The 17,369-nt window shown below is 73.5% G+C and carries 18 protein-coding genes; 6 read left to right on the top strand and 12 right to left on the bottom strand.

What is annotated here, in order from left to right:
- Position 1 precedes the first annotated feature (1 nt).
- Positions 2-445, top strand: a complete 444-nt coding sequence (locus LDO26_RS06110) for a hypothetical protein (RefSeq protein ID WP_232130192.1) — start codon at positions 2-4, stop codon at positions 443-445.
- A gap of 139 nt (positions 446-584) precedes the next feature.
- Here LDO26_RS06110 and LDO26_RS06105 read toward each other — a convergent pair whose 3' ends face one another.
- A complete protein-coding gene (locus LDO26_RS06105) occupies positions 585-2,279 on the bottom strand; it encodes a M28 family metallopeptidase (RefSeq protein ID WP_232130191.1) in 1,695 nt (564 codons plus the stop codon).
- A gap of 96 nt (positions 2,280-2,375) precedes the next feature.
- Between LDO26_RS06105 and LDO26_RS06100 the strand changes: the two genes are divergently transcribed.
- Positions 2,376-2,816, top strand: a complete 441-nt coding sequence (locus tag LDO26_RS06100; RefSeq protein ID WP_232130190.1) for an I78 family peptidase inhibitor — start codon at positions 2,376-2,378, stop codon at positions 2,814-2,816.
- Positions 2,817-2,960: 144 nt separating this feature from the next.
- On the opposite strand, the gene LDO26_RS06095 is transcribed toward LDO26_RS06100, so the two are convergent.
- Positions 2,961-3,194 (bottom strand): hypothetical protein, encoded by a 234-nt coding sequence (locus LDO26_RS06095; RefSeq protein ID WP_232130189.1) that lies wholly within the window; start codon positions 3,192-3,194, stop codon positions 2,961-2,963.
- Positions 3,195-3,381: 187 nt separating this feature from the next.
- Positions 3,382-4,164, bottom strand: coding sequence for a hypothetical protein (locus tag LDO26_RS06090; RefSeq protein ID WP_232130188.1), 783 nt, complete (start codon positions 4,162-4,164; stop codon positions 3,382-3,384).
- A 214-nt stretch (positions 4,165-4,378) separates the two neighbouring features.
- Here LDO26_RS06090 and LDO26_RS06085 point away from each other — a divergent pair, with 214 nt between their 5' ends.
- Positions 4,379-5,473: a LysM peptidoglycan-binding domain-containing protein gene (locus tag LDO26_RS06085; protein ID WP_232130187.1), complete on the top strand. Its 1,095-nt coding sequence runs from the start codon at positions 4,379-4,381 to the stop codon at positions 5,471-5,473.
- A gap of 58 nt (positions 5,474-5,531) precedes the next feature.
- Positions 5,532-6,023 (top strand): hypothetical protein, encoded by a 492-nt coding sequence (locus LDO26_RS06080; RefSeq protein ID WP_232130186.1) that lies wholly within the window; start codon positions 5,532-5,534, stop codon positions 6,021-6,023.
- Positions 6,024-6,268: 245 nt separating this feature from the next.
- On the opposite strand, the gene LDO26_RS06075 is transcribed toward LDO26_RS06080, so the two are convergent.
- Positions 6,269-7,519: a lytic murein transglycosylase gene (locus LDO26_RS06075; RefSeq protein WP_435594049.1), complete on the bottom strand. Its 1,251-nt coding sequence runs from the start codon at positions 7,517-7,519 to the stop codon at positions 6,269-6,271.
- Positions 7,520-7,764: 245 nt separating this feature from the next.
- Between LDO26_RS06075 and LDO26_RS06070 the strand changes: the two genes are divergently transcribed.
- Positions 7,765-8,508, top strand: a complete 744-nt coding sequence (locus LDO26_RS06070) for an SDR family NAD(P)-dependent oxidoreductase (protein ID WP_232130184.1) — start codon at positions 7,765-7,767, stop codon at positions 8,506-8,508.
- 32 nt (positions 8,509-8,540) lie between these two features.
- Here LDO26_RS06070 and LDO26_RS06065 read toward each other — a convergent pair whose 3' ends face one another.
- From LDO26_RS06065 to LDO26_RS06050, 4 genes are all read right to left on the bottom strand, one after another.
- A complete protein-coding gene (locus LDO26_RS06065; RefSeq protein ID WP_232130183.1) occupies positions 8,541-8,936 on the bottom strand; it encodes a YchJ family metal-binding protein in 396 nt (131 codons plus the stop codon).
- Positions 8,937-8,946: 10 nt separating this feature from the next.
- Positions 8,947-9,549: a GTP cyclohydrolase I FolE gene (gene folE / locus LDO26_RS06060; protein ID WP_232130182.1), complete on the bottom strand. Its 603-nt coding sequence runs from the start codon at positions 9,547-9,549 to the stop codon at positions 8,947-8,949.
- Positions 9,550-9,694: 145 nt separating this feature from the next.
- Positions 9,695-10,090 carry a hypothetical protein gene (locus LDO26_RS06055; protein ID WP_232130181.1) on the bottom strand — a complete coding sequence of 132 codons (396 nt, stop codon included), beginning with the start codon at positions 10,088-10,090 and terminating at the stop codon, positions 9,695-9,697.
- Positions 10,091-10,255: 165 nt separating this feature from the next.
- Positions 10,256-11,404: an aldo/keto reductase gene (locus tag LDO26_RS06050; protein ID WP_232130180.1), complete on the bottom strand. Its 1,149-nt coding sequence runs from the start codon at positions 11,402-11,404 to the stop codon at positions 10,256-10,258.
- Between the two features lie 214 nt (positions 11,405-11,618).
- Between LDO26_RS06050 and LDO26_RS06045 the strand changes: the two genes are divergently transcribed.
- On the top strand, positions 11,619-12,236 hold the full coding sequence (locus LDO26_RS06045; protein WP_232130179.1) for a LysE family translocator: 618 nt from the start codon (positions 11,619-11,621) through the stop codon (positions 12,234-12,236).
- A gap of 57 nt (positions 12,237-12,293) precedes the next feature.
- On the opposite strand, the gene LDO26_RS06040 is transcribed toward LDO26_RS06045, so the two are convergent.
- The 4 genes from LDO26_RS06040 to LDO26_RS06025 are packed head-to-tail and all read right to left on the bottom strand — an operon-like array spanning position 12,294 to position 17,327.
- Positions 12,294-14,264 (bottom strand): alpha/beta hydrolase family protein, encoded by a 1,971-nt coding sequence (locus LDO26_RS06040; protein ID WP_232130178.1) that lies wholly within the window; start codon positions 14,262-14,264, stop codon positions 12,294-12,296.
- Positions 14,261-15,244, bottom strand: coding sequence for an alpha/beta hydrolase (locus LDO26_RS06035; protein ID WP_232130177.1), 984 nt, complete (start codon positions 15,242-15,244; stop codon positions 14,261-14,263). The genes LDO26_RS06040 and LDO26_RS06035 overlap by 4 nt, the downstream gene beginning before the upstream one ends.
- Positions 15,241-15,873, bottom strand: coding sequence for an FMN-binding negative transcriptional regulator (locus LDO26_RS06030; protein ID WP_232130176.1), 633 nt, complete (start codon positions 15,871-15,873; stop codon positions 15,241-15,243). The genes LDO26_RS06035 and LDO26_RS06030 overlap by 4 nt, the downstream gene beginning before the upstream one ends.
- The gene (locus tag LDO26_RS06025; RefSeq protein WP_232130175.1) at positions 15,873-17,327 is read right to left on the bottom strand and encodes an amidase family protein; all 1,455 of its coding nucleotides are present in this window, start codon (positions 17,325-17,327) and stop codon (positions 15,873-15,875) included. The genes LDO26_RS06030 and LDO26_RS06025 overlap by 1 nt, the downstream gene beginning before the upstream one ends.
- Positions 17,328-17,369 lie beyond the last annotated feature (42 nt).

Here is a 17,369-nt window from a genome sequence, read left to right as displayed (position 1 = left end):
GATGCAACTAGCGGAAAAACGACATGCCGCTTACATCCGCGCATCGAGACTGGCGGCGCACACAAACGACACGACAGACGAGGAGATTCTGATGCAACGCATGGCACTCCCCCTGGTCGCCGCCGTGGCGCTGGCCTTTACCGCGTGCGGCAACGATCCGCCGCCGCCCGACGTGACCCCGGTCGATCCGCCTGCGGATACCGCGCCGCCAGCCGCCGATCCCATCTACGACGAGCCGGCGCAGCCGCCTGAGCAGCCGCCCATCGATCCGGCGCTGCCGCCAACCGATCCCGAGCAGCCGCCGATCGATCCGACCGATCCGGCGTCGCCACCCGAGACGACGCCCCCCGTGGTCGACGACACCGTCGGCGACGCGTCCGAATTCGAAGAGGTACCCGAGTTCGAGAACGACGACACCGTCCCACCGCCCAGTCCCGCGTCCTGACGGGCGCACTCTCTCTCCGACTGTGGCTCTTGCCGTCCGCTTCCCCGAGCGGGCGGCTTTTCTTTGGTTGTTCATCGATGCCCGGAGGCGACGGCCGCCCCGGTTCGGCCGGGCGTCGGGGACGTTGCCCCGACGTTGCTCAATCGGCGCCGCGGACCGCATCGCTGGCGGCGCGGCGGGCGTGGAACTCGCTGTCGTCGTCCCAGCGCGGCCAGCCGTCGCCGTCGGCGAGCGCGGCGGCCAGCCGGTAGACGGTGCGCGTATCCGCCGTCGGGCCGGCCATGTCCCAACTGGCGTCGAACGCGTCGCCGGGCTGGTGGTAGCGGTGCGCGAAGTAGTCGGCGCGCGCGGCCCGGCCGCCTTCGACGCCACCGTCGAGCTGGTCCATGCCCGGGCCGATGGTGATCGCGGGGACGCCGGCCTGCGCGAACGCGAAATGGTCGGCGCGGTAGAAGAACCCGGCCTCGAGATTCGGATCCGGCGAATAGGTCCGGCCATCGACGGCGGCAGCCGCCACGAGGTCGCGCTCCAGCGAGACCCGGCCCACGCCCCACGACGAGATGTCGCGCGTCTCGCCGTCCGGGCTCCACATTTCCATGTTCAGCACCCCGGCGGTGGTCTCCAGCGGCCGCAGCGGATTGGCGGCGTAGTAGGTGGCGCCAAGCAGGCCGTTCTCCTCGGCGGTCAGGGCGATGAACAGCAGGCTGCGCGCCGGACGCTCGCCGGCGGCGAACACCCGCGCCAGCTCGATCAGCGACGCGACCGCGGTGGCATTGTCGACCGCGCCGTTGATGATGGCGTCGCCGTCCTCGCCGGCAGTGCCGATGCCGAAACTGTCCCAGTGCCCCGACAGGATCACGGTCTCGTCCGGACGCGACGCGCCCGGCAGCACGCCGAGCACGTTGTGGGTGGTGATGCGGTCGCGCTCGACTGCGAAGGCGACGTCCAGCGTCGCCCCGTCGATGACCTCGCCGCGGAAACCGGCCTGTTGCGCGCGAGTCTTCTCGGCCTCGAAGTCGCGGCCGGCGTCGCGGAACAGCTGCTCGGCGACATGACGCTGCATCCAGCCGCGCATCGGCAGGTGGTGGCGTCCGGCATCGGCCCGCACGATGTCGTACTGCGGGCCGGCGCGGCCGTTGCGCACCGTCGCCCACGGATACGCCGCGGGCGCGGTCTCGTGCACGATCAGCACGCCGGCGGCGCCGCGGCGCGCGGCCTCCTCGTACTTGTAGGTCCAGCGGCCGTACCAGGTCAGCGCGCGCCCGCCGAAGCGGCCCGGCGCGGTCTCGAAGTCCGGGTCGTTGATCAGCACCACGACGACCTTGCCGGCGACGTCGAGCCCGGCGTAGTCGTCCCAGTCCAGTTCGGGCGCGGTGATGCCGTAGCCGGCGAACACCAGTTCCGCGCCGCGCAGGTCGACGCTGCCGTCCGGATGCAGGGTCTCCACCGCAATGTCGTCGCCGTTGGCCAGCGCGCGCGAGGCGCCGCCGACATGCAGCTGCGCGCGCACCGGACCGACGATCGTGCTGCGCTCCAGCGTCACCGCCTGGGTCCAGCCGCCGTCGTCGCCGGCCGGCTGCAGCCCGGCCTTCGCGAATTCCCCGCTGATGTAGGCGACCGTACGGCGTTCGCCCTCGGTGGTCGGCGCGCGGCCCTCGAACGCGTCGGACGCCAGCACCGACAGGTGCCGCGCCAGGTTGTCGGCGGAAATGCCGCCGCCGGGGATCGCAGTCGCTGCGGAATCCCGCGCCAGGCCGGTCGCGGATGGGGTACAGGCCGATACGGCGAGCGTCAGCAGGCAGGCATGCAGCAGGGATCGGGCCGGTCGTGTCATCGGGGGTTCCTTCGTCGTGGACCCGAATGATGCCGCAACTGGCGCCATGCGCCCGCGATTGGCTACAGTGATGCACGCAACCCCCAGGAGAATGCGATGTCCCGACGCAACCACCGTCCGCTGCCGCAGGCGCTGATCGCCGCGACGTTCGTCACCATGCTCGGCCTGGGCGCCTGCACGCCGGGCGACGAAGGCTTCGAGGAGGAAGCCCCCGCCGAGACCGCGGCGGACGCCGACACCGGTGCCGGCACCGCGATCGAGACCGACGCCAGCCATGCCGAGATCGGCGGCGACAGCCCCGCGTTGCCGGCCGCCTCCAGCGGCGACTCGGCGACGCCGTGCGACACCGAAGCGGTGCAGGGCCTGATCGGCCAGACCGGCAGCGAGGAGATTTATACCCGGGCGATGCAGGACAGCGGTGCGAAGCAGTTCCGCGCGCTCGGCCCCACCGACATGGCGACGATGGACTTCCGCGAAGACCGGCTGAACATCGATCTCGATGCCGACGGCAGGATCACCGGATTCCGCTGCGGCTGATATCGCCGCCACTCGGTTCCGGCATCCCCGCATCCCCGTCAGCCGCGGGGACCGGTCATCCGGCGCAAGGCGAAGGATCCGCCTTCGCATCCGCGCCGCGACCCGGTCGCAACGCGCGGGTCGAGCGCCAGCCCGCGGCGGCGGTCAGTCGTCGCGGCGCGGCCGGAAATCGATCGGCTGGCTGCTGCGCTCGCTGCTGATGCGGCCTTCGCGGACGCGCTCGCAGTCGCGGGACACCGGCTCGCCGGGCTGGTCCGGCCGGCTGGCGCACAGCGGGTTGGCATCGACGGCGGCGTTGGTGTCGCGGTACTCGGCCGAATGACAGCCGGCAAGCGCGGCGACCAGGGCCAGCGCGGACAGCGTGGAGACGCGGATCATCGGGAAATCCTGTCGTGGGCAGGTGGCCTGCGGTGGGCTGTCATCGTGACAGCACCGGTCCCGGGATGCACCACCGGCGCGAGCACGTCGGCCAGGTGTCTTTGCCGCCGCCGGAACCAGAGTCACCATGCCCCCGCGCTGCGCGAGGCACGGCACCGTCATCGAAGCGATTCGATCGGGAAACGCGCTAGCGTGATGCGAACAGGCGGGTGACGTCGACGGCCAGTTGCTCGACCGCGTTGCCGAACTCGCCATGACCGCCGCCGGCATAGGCCTGGCCGCCCTGCGCCAGTGCGCCGGCAACGTCGCGGGCGATGCCGGCCGCCTGCCCCAGTCCGGTGCCCAGGCCGCGGTCGAGTGCGGCCGCGGCCTCGGCGGCGGTGCCGAAATCGCCGCGGGTGACGCCGTCGACCAGCCCCCGTGCCGCCGCCTGCACATCGGTCAGCGAGCGCGCGATCGCGCCGATGTCGGCGATATCCGGCGCACGGCCGTTGGTCAGCGCGCCGGCGGCGAAGCTCGACAGCGCGTCCTGCACCGAGGTTGCCGCGCCGGGTACGCGGCCGGCGAACTGGTCGATCGCCAGATTGGCCAGCGGCTGCATCGCCGCCGGCAGGTTGTCGGCGACCGCGCTGCGCGCGGCATCGGCCAGGCTGCCGCCGGTGAGGCCGTTGACGACGCCCATCACCGCGCCGGGCAGGCCACCGGTCAGGGCGCCGACAACGGCTGCACCGACGATCCCCTGCAGGTCCTTGGCATCGATGCCCAGCGCATTGGCCAGCCCGTCGAGCGCACTGTCGAGCCCCAGCGCGTCGGTGGCGGCGCCGAGCGCACTGCTGATCGCGTCGCTCAGCGCATCGACCGCCGCGTCGACCGCGCTGCCGATCGCGTCGGCAGCTGCGGATGCGGCGTCCGCAGCGCTGCTGCCCCCGTCATTGCCGGCGCCGCCGACACCACCACTGCCATCGCTCATGACACACCTCGTCGCTCGGAAACCTGTGCGGACCACTCTAGGCAGCGGCGATGTCCGCGCACAGCTGGTGCAGACCCGAGGTCGCCGCGACCGGCCCGTGCGACCCGTCACAGTTCAGGCCCTGCGTGCGCCGGCCTAGGGTCAGCCCGGAATGATCGCATCGGCGGCGCGCGGGAGACTCGAGGCCTCCTTCCTGCACGCGCCAGGTGCCGCCATGAGCTCGATTGCATCCCTGTCCGCCGCTTCCGATCCGCGCCAGGCCGGCCAGGCCGACACCGCCGCCCGGTCCGGCGGCAGCTACTCGGTCGAACGCGGCGACACCCTGTCGGCCATCGCCCGGCGCAACGGCACCGATGTGCAGAGCCTGCTCGCGCTCAATCCGCAGGTGCGCAATCCGGACGTGCTGTATCCGGGCGATGCGCTGGCCTTGCCGGCACGCGACAGCGTGAGCGTGCGGTCCGGCGATACGCTGTCGGGCATCGCGACCGCCAACGGCACGACCGTGCAGGCGCTGCTGGCCGCGAATCCGGGGATCCGCAATCCGGACCTGATCCATGTCGGCCAGACCATCGTGCTGCCGGGGTCGACGGGCGCGACGCCGCCGGCCACCCCGCCGTCGCCGGTCGATCCGGCGCCCGACGTCGACGCGGCGCCGCCGGTGCGCGGCGACGGCGACCACGTGCCCGGCGGCCTGTCGGAACAGTACGAAACCGGTGGCCGCGGGCCGGGCACGGTGTCGACCGGCAACGGCGATCTCGGCGGCGTCTCCTACGGCAGCTACCAGCTGGCGACCAACATGGGCCGCCCACAGGAATTCCTGGCCAACGAAGGCAGCCGCTGGGCCGCCGAGTTCGGCGATGCGGCCCCCGGCACCGCGGCATTCAGCGACGCCTGGCGCGGGATCGCCGCGCGCGAGCCGGAGGCGTTCGCGGAAGCCCAGCACGACTTCATCCAGCGCACCCATTACGACGTGCAGGTCGCCCATGTGGAGGGCAGCGCCGGCGTGGACCTGTCGACGCGCTCGCCCGCGGTGCAGGACGTGGTCTGGTCGACCGCCGTGCAGCATGGTCCGAACAGCAACGTGATCACCCGCGCGATCGCCAACGTCGAGGCGGGCGGCCTCACGCCGGACGACGGCGTGGCCTACGACCGTGCGCTGATCGACGCCGTCTACGACGAACGCGGCCGCCGCAATGCCGACGGCAACCTGGTCTACTTCAGCGGTTCCTCGGCGAACGTCCAGGCCGGCGTCGCCCAGCGCTTCGTGGACGAACGCGCCGACGCCCATGCCATGCTCGATGGCCGCTGACGCAGGGACGACGCGCGCCGGCGCATGCTCTGCGGCCACCTCCGACCGGGTCATCCGCATGCGCCCTCCCGCCCTGCTCGCCGGTGCCTGCCTGGCACTGGCGCTCTGCGCCTGCAACGCCGAGCCGCCGGCCGCCACGCCCATTGCCGCGGCGGCGGCGCCGGACGATGTCCGCACCGACGTTGCCGCACCGTCGCCCGCCGGCCGCTACCGCATGGCGGACACGCACCAGGGCACCCTGACCCTGGTGGACGAGGGCGCGGGATACTGGCGCGTCTCGCTGCATGGCGGCAGCGCCGCGGGCGACGGTGCGGCAGCGGCGGCCGACTGCGAGATCCAGGCACGCGGCACGTTGCGCGACGGCCGCATCGACGCGGCGGTGGTGCCGTTCGACGGAGAACTGATGTCGGTCAGCCAGGCCGACCTCGACCGGCAGCCGGCCACCGTCACGGTCGCGCTGGACGGCGAGCTTGCCGATGTCGCCACCGATTTCGCGCTGTGCGGCATCGGCGCGGAATTGTCGGGACGCTATCGACGCAACGACAACTGAAACGCTATCGCGATGCGCGGCCCTCACGGGTCGCGCTGTGCGGCGTCGGTGCGGAACTGTCGGGACGCTATCGACGCAACGACAACTGAAACGCAATCGCGGTGCGCGGCCCTCACGGGTCGCGCTGTGCGGCATCGGTGCGGAACTGTCGGGACGCTATCGACGCAACGGCGACTGAAACGCAATCGCGGTGCGCGGCCCTCGCGGGTTGCGCCATGCGGCGTCGGCGCGAAATTGTCGGGACGCTACTCCCGCAGCGGCGATTGACCGGTTCCCGCCCCTGCTTCCCGCAGCGCGCGCAGGATGCGCATCCCGGCGCGGCCATCGTCCGGCGTCAGCCCGAGGCGGCGCTGTTCGGCCTGGATCGCACGCCGGGTGTTGCTGCCGATCATGCCGTCGACCTCGCCGATGTCGTGGCCGCGCGCCAGCAGCAGGGTCTGCAGTTCGCGGCGCTGGATGCGCGACAGGCCGGGGTCGTCGGTCGGCCAGCTCGCGACCAGGCCGGCGCCGCCGCGCAGGCGGTCGGCGAGCAGCGCGATCGCCAGCGCGTAGCTCTCGGCGGCGTTGTAGGAGTAGATCGCGTCGTAGTTGCGGAACGCCACGAACGCGGGGCCGTCGCGCCCCGTCGGCACCAGGATCGCCGCCTGCCGGTCGCCGGCGGGCAGCGCGCCGCCGTCGACCCGGGTCACGCCGCGTGCGACCCAGTCCGACAGCGCACGGCGCTTGCCGCGCCCGGCCTGCGACAGGTCGAAACCCGCCGGCAGCCTGACCTCGTAGCCCCAGGGCGCACCGGTCTGCCAGCCGGCACGCTTGAGGTAGTTGGCGGTCGATGCCAGCGCGTCGGGGATGCTGTCGACCAGGTCGCGACGGCCGTCGCCGTCGAAGTCCACGGCGATGCGTGCGTAGGTGGTCGGCATGAACTGGGTATGCCCGAACGCGCCGGCCCAGGACCCGGCGATGCCCGGGTCGCGCAGGTCGCCGCCGTCGAGCAACTGCAGCGTGGCGATGAACTCGCCGCGGAAGAACGGCTGCCGGCGCCCGTTGCAGGCCAGCGTCGCCAGCGACACCAGCAGCGGCCGCTTGCCGAACACGCGGCCGTAGTCGCTTTCCACGCCCCAGACCGCGACCACGGTCTCGGCATCGACGCCGTACTGCGCGGCGACCCGCGCCAGCAGGTCGCGGTGCTCGGCCAGCCGCGCGCGGCCGTCCTCGACCCGCTGCTCGTCGACCAGCCCGGCGAGGTAGTCCCACAGCGGCGTGGTGAATTCCGGCTGCGAATCGAGCAGCGGCAGCACGCTCATGTCCGGCTGCAGGCCGGCGGTGAAACGGTCGAAGCCGGTACCGGACACGCCCTGTGCCAGCGCCTGCGGCCGGATCCCGGCCAGGCACTGGCGAAAACCGGCGAGCTGTTGCGCGGTGGGCGCCTGCTGCGTGGCGGCTGGCGTCGGCGCCGCTGCGCCGGAAGCGGACATCGCGGCGCCCGGCAGCGCGGCCAGCAGCACCGCGGCGGCCAGCATGCGGCCTGCATCGGCGCGGGTGCGCGGTCGGCGGGGAATCGCTGGGGCCATGTCCGGTGCTCCTGTCGCTGCGGGCGCGCCGCGGGGCCACGATGGTAGACCGGCGCGGCGTGCAGGTCGCGCTATCGCGCGCCGCCGGTTGACCGCGATCAATGTACGCCGCCGCCGATGCGGCGATAGTGGACAGCGACAGGCGCACCCGGCGCCGGCACAGGAGCATCGCGATGACATTCGACTTCAGCGGCAAGGCCGCCCTCGTCACCGGCGCGGCATCGGGCATCGGCGAGGCGGTGGCCCGGCAGCTGGCCGCGGGCGGCGCGCGCGTGCTGGTGGCCGATGCCAACGGCGACGGCGCGCGCGCGGTCGCCGACAGCATCGGCGCCAATGCGCGCGCGTTCACCGTCGACATCGCCGACCCGGCCGCGGTCGCGGCGATGGTCGATGATGCGGTCGACGCGTTCGGCGCGCTGCACCTGGCGGTCAACAATGCCGGCATCGGTGGCGCCAGCCACCCGACCGCCGAATACCCGCCGGAGGAATGGCAGCGGGTCATCGACGTCAACCTCGGCGGCGTGTTCCATTCGATGCGCCTGGAGATCCCCGCGATCCTCGCCGCGGGCGGCGGCGCGATCGTCAACATGAGCTCGATCCTCGGCAGCAACGGCTGGGCCGGGTCCATCGCCTATGTCGCCGCCAAGCACGCGCTGCTGGGCATGACCAAGACCGCGGCGCTGGAATACGCCGCGAAGGGCCTGCGCATCAACGCGGTCGGCCCCGGCTTCATCGACACGCCGCTGCTGTCGCACATGGACGCCGAGGCGCACCGCGGGCTGGTCGCGCTGCACCCGGCCGGCCGTCTGGGCACCTCGGAGGAGGTCGCGGCACTGACCTGTTTCCTGCTGTCGGAACAGGCCGCTTTCGTCAACGGCAGCTACCACCTCATCGACGGCGGCTATTCGGCGCGCTGATCCCCGAACGGCGCACGGCACGGACCAGCGGCTCAGGCGGCCGGTTCGACCGCGTCCAGGTAGCGCCAGCGGCCGTCCTCGCGCAGGAACCGGCTGTGCTCGCGCATGCGCACCACGCTGCCACCGCCGATCCGGTAGCGGGCGACGAACACGACCTCGGCGCTGTCGTCGCCGGTGCGGCGGTGCGATTCGACCTTCAGGCCCAGCCACACCGGCTGCGCGCCGTCGTCGAGATCGAGCGCCGCCGGCCGGGTCGAGGAATGCCAGCTGGCCAGCAGATGGCCGGCATCGCGGCGCACGTACGCGCTGTAGCGCGAGCGCATCAGCGCCTCGGCGTCGGGCGCGGCCTCGCCCGCATGGTAGCGGCCGCAGCAGTCGGCATAGGCTTGCGGCAGGCCGCAGGGGCAGCGGTCGGAAGCGATGGACACGGGCGTGGCGTCAGCGGCGCGGGCCGCCCACTTCGATGAAGCGCAGGAACTCGGCGCGGGTGCGCGCGTCCTCGCGGAAACTGCCCAGCATCGTCGAGGTGATCATGCTGACGCCGCGCTTGTGCACGCCGCGCGTGGTCATGCATTCGTGCGCGCCCTCGACCACCACGCCCACGCCCAGCGGCGACAGCGCGCGCTGGATGCAGCCAGCGATCTGCGCGGTCATCTTCTCCTGGACCTGGAAGCGCTTCGCGTAGGCCTCGACCACGCGCGCCAGCTTGCTGATGCCCACGACCTTGCCGCGCGGCAGGTAGCCCACGTGCACCTTGCCGATGATCGGCGCCATGTGATGCTCGCAATGGCTTTCGTACTCGATGTCGCGCAGCACGATCATCTCGTCGTAGCCGGCGACCTCCTCGAACGTGCGCGCCAGATAGGCGTCGGCATCCACCTCGTAGCCGCTGAACCACTCGGTGTAGGCCTCGACGACGCGACGTGGCGTGTCCAGCAGGCCTTCGCGGGCCGGATCCTCGCCGGACCAGCGCAGCAGCGTGCGCACCGCCTCCTCGGCCTGCACCCGGTCGACGCCGTGGCGGCGGTCGCTGTCGCTCATCTGCAATCCTTCGGCGGCGGCGCCGCAAAGACCGCCAGTTTAACGCGCCGCGGGCGCGCGCCGCGGTGCCCGGGGGCGAGGGTCGAGCGAACCGTGGCGAGCGTACCCGCGGCCGCAGCGGGCGGACGAACGACAATCCGGCCTCTCAACCGACCTGCTGCCCGCCGTCGTCGCCGCGCTGCCGCGACGCGGCCTCGGCGCTGCGCCAGGCATCCTCGACCGCGCCCCGCGCTTCCACCCAGCCGAGCCGCGACGCGCCGCGTGCACTGCGCCAGTTGTTCGCCAACTCCGCCTGCACCGCCTCGAAGCGCTGGCCCGAGTGCCGCAGGAAGCTTTCCAGGCCATAGCGATAGGCGGGCGCGTAGTCGTCCCACAGCCGGCCCGTCGAGTAGTACGGCGCCTGCTGGAACGTGGCGTGGAATGCATCGAGCACGGCATCCTGCGCGCCAGCGGCTCCATCCTGGGGAGACTGCAGCTCCTGCCGGAACTGTTCGTCTGGCGGCTGATCCGGCGGTGGGCCGGGCTCGCGCGTCCGTGGCATGGGCGTTCTCCGCTGTTCGTCTGTTCGTCGCTGCGGCGGCGAGCGGGCCGCAAGGGGACCCGTGTCGACAACGATAGGGACACGCGGGTGCGATGCAGGTGAAAACCCGCGCAGCGGCACGCGATGCCCCGTGTCGATTCAGCCCGACGCCGCCGCGGCGTGCCGCTACACCGGCGCAGGCACCGGTGCATTGGCGGCGATGATCCCGGCCTCGCGCAGCGCGTCCCAGAACGCGGGCGGGATTGCGACCGTCATCGACGCGGCGTTGGCGGTGGTCTGCGCGGCATTGCGGGCGCCGGGGATGATCGCCGAGACCACCTCGGGCGCGGCGGCGAACTGCAGCGCGGCGGTGCGCAGGTCGATGCCATGCGCGGCGGCGATGCGCCCGGCCTGCTCGCGCTTCTCCGCCGCGCCCGGCGGCACCGGCCGGCCGCCGTACAGATAGCGGTCGCGGCCGACCAGGAAGCCCGCCAGCAGCGGCGAGCCGACGATGACCGAGATGTCCCTGGCGGCGAGCTTCGGGAACGTGTCGTCGAGCGTGCGCTGGTGGTCGAGCAGCGAGTACTGGCAGGCCAGCAGGAAGATGTCCGGATCGGCGACCTCGATCGCGCGCAGCGCCGGATCGGGCGTGTTCACGCCCAGGCCCCAGGCCTTGATCAGGCCTTCGTCGCGCATCTTCGCCAGCTCGACGAAGGCGCCGGTGCGCGCCTGCTCGAAGTATTCGGTCCAGCGCTCGCCCATGTCGCCGTTGTCCGGCGACAGGTCGTGGACCAGCACGATGTCGATCGCGTCGATGCCGAGGCGCTGCAGGCTGTCCTCGACCGAACGGCGGGTGCCGGCGGCGCTGTAGTCGTAGCGGTAGTCGAACGGCGAGGGATTCTTCCAGTTGGTCTCCGGCGGCTGCTTCGTCGCGGTCAGCAGGCGCCCGGTCTTGGTCGAGATCACGTAGTCGTCGCGGTTCTGCTGGGCGAGGAAATGCCCGAAGCGGCGTTCGCTCAGGCCCAGTCCGTACCATGGCGAGGTGTCGAACATGCGCACGCCCGCATCCCATGCCGCCTGCAGCGTGGCCTGTGCATCGGCCTCGGCGACCGGCGCGAAGTTGTTGCCCAGCGGCGCGCCGCCGAGGCCCAGGCGCGAGGCCGGCCGGAAGCGCGGCCCGCCCTGCGGATTGACCGGCAGTGGACGGCGATCCGGCGTGCCGAGGGTCGGCAGGACATCGCCCGGCGCGGTCTGGGCCCGGGCGAGCAGCGGCGCGGCGGCCAGGGTCGCGGCGCCGAGCGCGGCGGCGGACAGGAAGCTGCGGCGTGTATGCATGGGGATCTCCTTCGGCTGTGGGATGGGCGCGCACCGCCTCCCGGCCACAGGACCGCCCTGCATCGATGCGCTGGTCACCCAGCCTGCCAAGCCGCGCGGATCGGCGGCGTGAATCCCGCGGGAAACGGCGGGGAAACACGCCGCCTCCGCCGCCTCCGGCATCCCGGTCGACGCCACGTATGATGCGCATCCCCTTGCCCCGCGAACCGCCGCCATGTCCTGGATGGGCATCTCCGACCTGCCGACCTTCGTCATCGCGGTGCTGGTGTTCCTGGCGATTCCGGGCCCGGGCACGTTCGCGCTGCTGACGGCGACCGGGCGTGGCGGCATTCGCGCCGGTTATGCCGCGTTCCTCGGGCTGGCGATCGGCGACCAGCTGCTGCTGTGGCTGGCGGCGGCCGGCGTGGCCGCGCTTCTGGCGGCGAATCCGCTGCTGTTCCGCGGCGTGCAATGGCTGGGCGCCGCGTATCTGCTGTGGATCGGTGTGCAACTGCTGCGCAGCCGCGGCGGCAGCGGAGGCATGGTCGCGCTGGGCAACGGCCACTGGTTCCGCCAGGGGATCCTGGTCACCCTGCTCAACCCGAAGGCGGTGCTGTTCTACATGGCGTTCTTTCCGCTGTTCATCGATCCGGCGCAGCATCGCGGGGTCGCGACGTTCGCGGCGATGTCGGCGCTGATCTGCCTGCTGGGCCTGCTGTACTGCTCGCTGCTGATCCTCGCCGGCAGCGCGGTGCGCGCCCGCGTCGCGCGCGATCCGCGCATCGCGACGTGGCTGCGCCGCATCGCCGGCGCGTGCCTGGTCGGCTTCGGCGTGCGGCTGGCGGCGAACTGACCGGGCCGGGGCGCGCCGCAAGCGCCCCGGAGGATCATCCGATCCCCGTCTCGACGTTCAGCGCAGCTCGCGGTCGAGCCAGTCGAGCACGCGCCGCTGCAGGTCGACCTCGTGCGCCTGCTCGTGGAACCAGTGCGGGCCGCGCGGATAGGTGACCAGTTCGGCCGGCGTGCCGTTGAAGCGCAGCGCGCGGTGGAACATCTGCGCCTGCGACAACGGCACGCGCGCATCGGCCTCGCCGTGCAGGATCAGCACCGGCACGCGGACGTCGGCGGCGTGGTGCAGTGGCGACTGCGCGTCGTAGGCCGCGCGCGCGCGCAACGGATCGCCGAAGTAGCCCGGCAGGTAGTCGGGCACGTCGTTGGTCAGCGCGGCGGTCGCGAGATCCAGCACGCCGGCGCCGACGATCGCGGTGCGGAAGCGGTCGCTGCGCGCGACCGCCCATGCGGACAGGTAGCCGCCGTAGCTCCAGCCGCCGATCGCCAGCCGCCGGGGGTCGGCGATGCCCTCGCCTTCCAGCAGGTCGACGCCGTCGAGCACGTCCTGCAGCGGGCCGTCGCCCCAGTCGCCGCGGGCGAGTTCGGCGAATGCGCTGCCATGACCTTCCGAACCGCGCGGATTGGGCAGCAGCACGGCGTAGCCGCGCGTGGCCAGCAGCTGCGCCCAGTCGTGCCACGAGCCCTGCCAGCCCGACCACCAGGCCCAGGCCGGACCGCCATGGATCTGCACCAGCGTCGGCAATGGCGTGGCGCCGTCCCAGTCCGGCGGGGTCACCAGCAGGCCGTCGATCGTGCGGCCGTCGCGCGAGGAGGCCCATTCGAGTTCGCGCACCTGGCCAAGCCGCCAGCCGCCGACCTGCGGGTGATGGTCGCTGCGCTGGGCGAGACGGCCGGCGGCGAAGGTCCAGACGTTCGCCGGGCTGTCGTCGCGCAGGCCCAGGAAGGCGATGCGCCCGTCCGCGGCGGCGGTGAACGCGCGGTAGGGAATCTGCGGACGGGCGAGTTCGGTCGCCGCGCCGGTCGCGGCGTCGAGCCGCAGCAGCGCACCGCGGATGCCGCGCTGGCCCTGGCCCAGCAGCGTGGCGTCGTCCTGCCAGCGCGCCAGCCACAGGGTGCCGGGCCAGTCGCCGCCGAGCGCGACGCGGGTACCGCTGGCGACGTCGTGCACGAACGGCGTCGCGACCATGCCGTGTTCGCCGAGCCGGCCATACAACAGGCGCGTGCCGTCGGGCGACCACTGCAGCGGATGCGCGGACGCGTGCGCCTCCAGCACGTCGCCGGGGCGGCCGCTGGCGACGTCGAGCAGCACCACCGCCGAGTCGTACCAGTAGTCGTTGAGCGTGGTGCCGGAGGAGCGGCGCAGCGCCAGCGTGCGGCCGTCGGGCGACCATGCGAGGTCGTGGACCTGGACGCCGGCCGGGGTCAGCGCGCGCGCGACGCCGGTGTCGAGGTCGCGTATCCACACGCGCGCGAAGCGCGTCGGCTTGTCGACCACCACCGCGTCGTCCTTCGCGGCGATGCGCGCCGCCTCGTCCGGGGTCGGCGGATCGGTTTCGAGATACGCGACGCGGCGGCCGTCGGGGGCCAGCTCGAACGCGCCGACATCGCCGGGCGCACGGGTCAGCGCGGTCGCGGCGTCGCCGTCGGCGTCGACGCGCCAGACCTGGACCGCGCCGAGGCCGTCGCTGCGCGGCAGCGGGCGGTCCGACAGGAACAGCAGCTGGCGTCCGTCGCGCGACCAGCGCGGCTGGCGGTCGCTGGCATCGCCCGGCGCGGGCAACACGCGCGGCGCGGTGTCGCCGTCGAACGCCACCCGCCACAGCCGCTGCCGCGGCGGCCTGCCGTCGGGCTGCGGGGTGCCGACGGTGTAGGCGATGCGCTGGCCATCGGGGGAGATCTGCGGATCGTCGACCCCCTGCAGCGCGGCGATGTCCTGCGGCGTCGGTGTCGACAGGCCCGCGCGCGCGGCCACCGGCGACTGCATCGCCATCGCCAGCAGCACCACGGACAGCAGCAGGCCGCGGCTCACGCGGCGGCCTCCGCGGCCGGCGACAGACGGCTGCGCAGCCAGCGGGCACCGCGGCCCAGCGCGTCGCGCGCCACGTCGGAAACCGACATCGCCTCGAGGAAGCTGTGCGGCGCCCCGGGGTAGGCGTGCGCATCGACGCCGACCCCCGCCGCGCGCAGCCGCGCCACCATCGCCGCGTTCTGCACCGCCAGCACGTCGCGTTCGCCCCACAGCAGCAGCGCCGGCGGCAGGCCGTGCAGCGCCGCGTGCGCGGGTACCGCGTAGGGGTCGCGGCAATCGGCGGCGTCCGGCCCGAGGTAGGCGCTCCAGTAGGCGGCCATCTCCTCCGCGCCGAGCATGTCGTCGGCGGTACCGAGCGTCCGTGCGGACGTCGCGTCGAGCGTCGTGTCGAACGCGCCGTAATGCAGCAGCAGCGCCTCGACGCCGGCCAGCGCACCGGCATCGCGCAGCAGCAGCGCGGTCGCGAGCGCGAGATTGGCGCCGGCCGAGTCGCCGCCGAGCGCGAACCGCGCGGGATCGATGCCGTAGCCGTCGGCCTGCGCGCGCAGCGCATGGACCGCGGCGATGCACTGGCGCAGCGCGGCCGGATACGGATGCTCCGGCGCGAGCGCGTAGTCGATGCCGGCGACGACGATGCCCGCGCGGTCGGCCAGCTCGCGCATCAGCCGGTCGTGGGTATCGAGACTGAACAGGCACCAGCCGCCGCCGTGCAGGTAGACCAGCGCCGGCGCGCGCGCCGCTGCGGCGTGCGGTCGATGGAGCCGCAACGTGAAATCGCCGGCATCGCAGGCGATGCGCTGCGTCGTGGTCGAGGCCATGGCCGGCCCGCCCGCGCGCCACGGCGCACGCACCGCCTCGGCGATGGCGCGCCGCTGCGGCCAGTCGAGCGTACGCCCGCCGGCGAGGCGCGCGCCCTCGCCGCAGACCGCGTCGACGAAGCCGCGCAGCGCCGGGTCGAGTGCCTCCGGGCCGGCGCTCACGCGTCGCGCTCCGTGGCGAAATCGCGCATCCACTCGGCCAGGTCGTGTTCGCCGCCGCGCACCAGGCCGGCCAGCAGCTGCGCGAAATCGTGCGGCGCCTCGTCCTGGCCGAGCTTGAAGGTCGCGCGCGTCCTGGTGATGCGTCCGCGCAGCGCGGTGACGCCGCGGGCCAGGCGCGCATAGCGCTCGCCCATCTCCGGCAGCGCCCAGGCATCCGGGCGGCCCGCTTCCATCGCCGTCACCAGCGCGTCCAGTTCGTCGGCGATGTCGGCCTCGGCCTCGCTGCACTCGACCTGCAGCTCGAACGCGGCGGCGGCATAGTTCCAGCTTGGCGCCTGGGTGCGGTCGTCGAGCCAGCTCGGCGAGACGTAGGCGTGCGGGCCGATGAACAGCGCGTGCGCGAGCGGATCGCGGCGCAACCGGGCGACATGCGGGTTGCGCCGCGCCAGATGGCCGCGCAGCGCGACCAGGCGGCCGTCGGCATCGCACTCGGCGCGCAGCGGCAGCGGGGTGAACGCGGCATCGTCGCCGTCGGGCGAGACCAGCCACGCGAACGGCTGGGCGCGCACCAGGCGCAGGACGTCGCCGTCGTCGCGCGGCGCATAGCGGGAATCGCGGGCATGGCCCATCAGTCGGTGTCCTCGGTTGCGGCCACGGAGGCCGGCGGCCAGCGGTCGTGCCAGGGTGCGGCCGCCTCCAGTTCGAAGGCCAGCGCCAGCAGCAGCGCCTCCCGGCCACGGTCGGCGGCGAACTGCAGGCCGATCGGCAGGCCGTCGCGGCCGTGCGCCAGCGGCAGCGAGATCGCCGGGGTGCCGGCGAGGTTCTGCAGCGGGGTGTAGGAGATCCAGTCGAACATCGCCGGCAGCAGCGTCTCGAAGTCGCGGTCCGGCGCCAGCGTACCCAGCGTCGGCGGCGGCGTGCGCAGCGTCGGGCACAGCAGCACGTCGTGGCGCGCGTGGAAACCGGCGAACGCGGCGGGCAGCGCGGCGACGGTCGCCCAGGCCTGCTCCAGCTCGGGCACGCCGCAGTGCGCCTCGTGCCAGCGCGCGAGCCCCAGCGTCCACGGTTCCAGTGCGCGCTCGGCGAACGCCATGCCGCCCTGCGCGGCGGCCAGCTCGACCGCGTCGACGCCGAGCCGCGACCACAGCGTGTGCAACGCGGCCCAGACCGCGGCGCCCGGCAGCGGCCACGCGGCCGGTTCGACGCGATGGCCCAGCGCCTCGCACAGCCGCGCGGCGGCGTCGAGCGCGGCGGCGACCTCCGGATCGGGCGCCAGTCCCGGCAGCGCGTCGGCGATCACGCCGATGCGCAGCCGGCGGGGGTCTGCCGCGGCGACCGGTGCCGGCGCATCGGGATGTGCGGCGGCGAACGCCCACGCGGTGTCGCGGACGCTGCGCGACATCAGGCTGTCGGCGACGATCAGGTCCTCGATCGCATGCCGGCCGCGCACCGCCACGCAGGCGCCGCGGCCGGGCTTGAGCCCGACGACCCCGCAGGCCGACGCCGGAATGCGGATCGAGCCCGCGCCGTCGCTGCCGTGCGCCAGCGGCACGATGCCGGCCGCGAGCGCCGCGCCGGCGCCGCCGCTGGAACCGCCCGGCGAATGCGCCAGCGACCACGGATTGCGCGTCACCGGGCCGAGCAGCGGCTCGGTCGATCCCATCAGCCCGAACTCGGGCATCGTGCTCTTGCCGATCGCGACCAGGCCGGCGGCGTCGAAGCGCCGGACGAACGGCGGGGCGTCGGTCGCCGGCTCGCTGCTGCGGCTGCGCGAACCGCCGCGCGTGGGCATGCCCGGCACCCGCAGCGAGTCCTTCGCCAGCCACGGCACCCCGGCGAGCGGCGTGGCCGCGTCCGGGCCCGCGGCGTCGAGCGCGCGGGCGCGTCGCCGGGCGCTGTCGAACGCCCGGTGGCTCAGCGCGCCGAGCGCGGGATCGAGCAGCTGCGCGCGGACGATCGCCGCCTCGGTCAGGTCCAGCGCGCCGAGCTCGCCGCGCCGGCGCAGCGCGGCCTGCGCGTGCGCATCCAGCCGGCCCAGCGCCAGCGCATCGGCGCGTCCGGCCGGCGAATCGAACAGGGTCATGATGCGTCGCGTCTCCCGCGGCGATCGGGCCCGGAGCGAGGA

This window comes from Proluteimonas luteida (genome assembly GCF_021191695.1).
Classification (GTDB): domain Bacteria; phylum Pseudomonadota; class Gammaproteobacteria; order Xanthomonadales; family Xanthomonadaceae; genus Luteimonas; species Luteimonas luteida.
The sequence above is the reverse complement of the archived record's forward strand: the minus strand, read 5'-3'. Positions and strand labels throughout refer to the sequence as shown.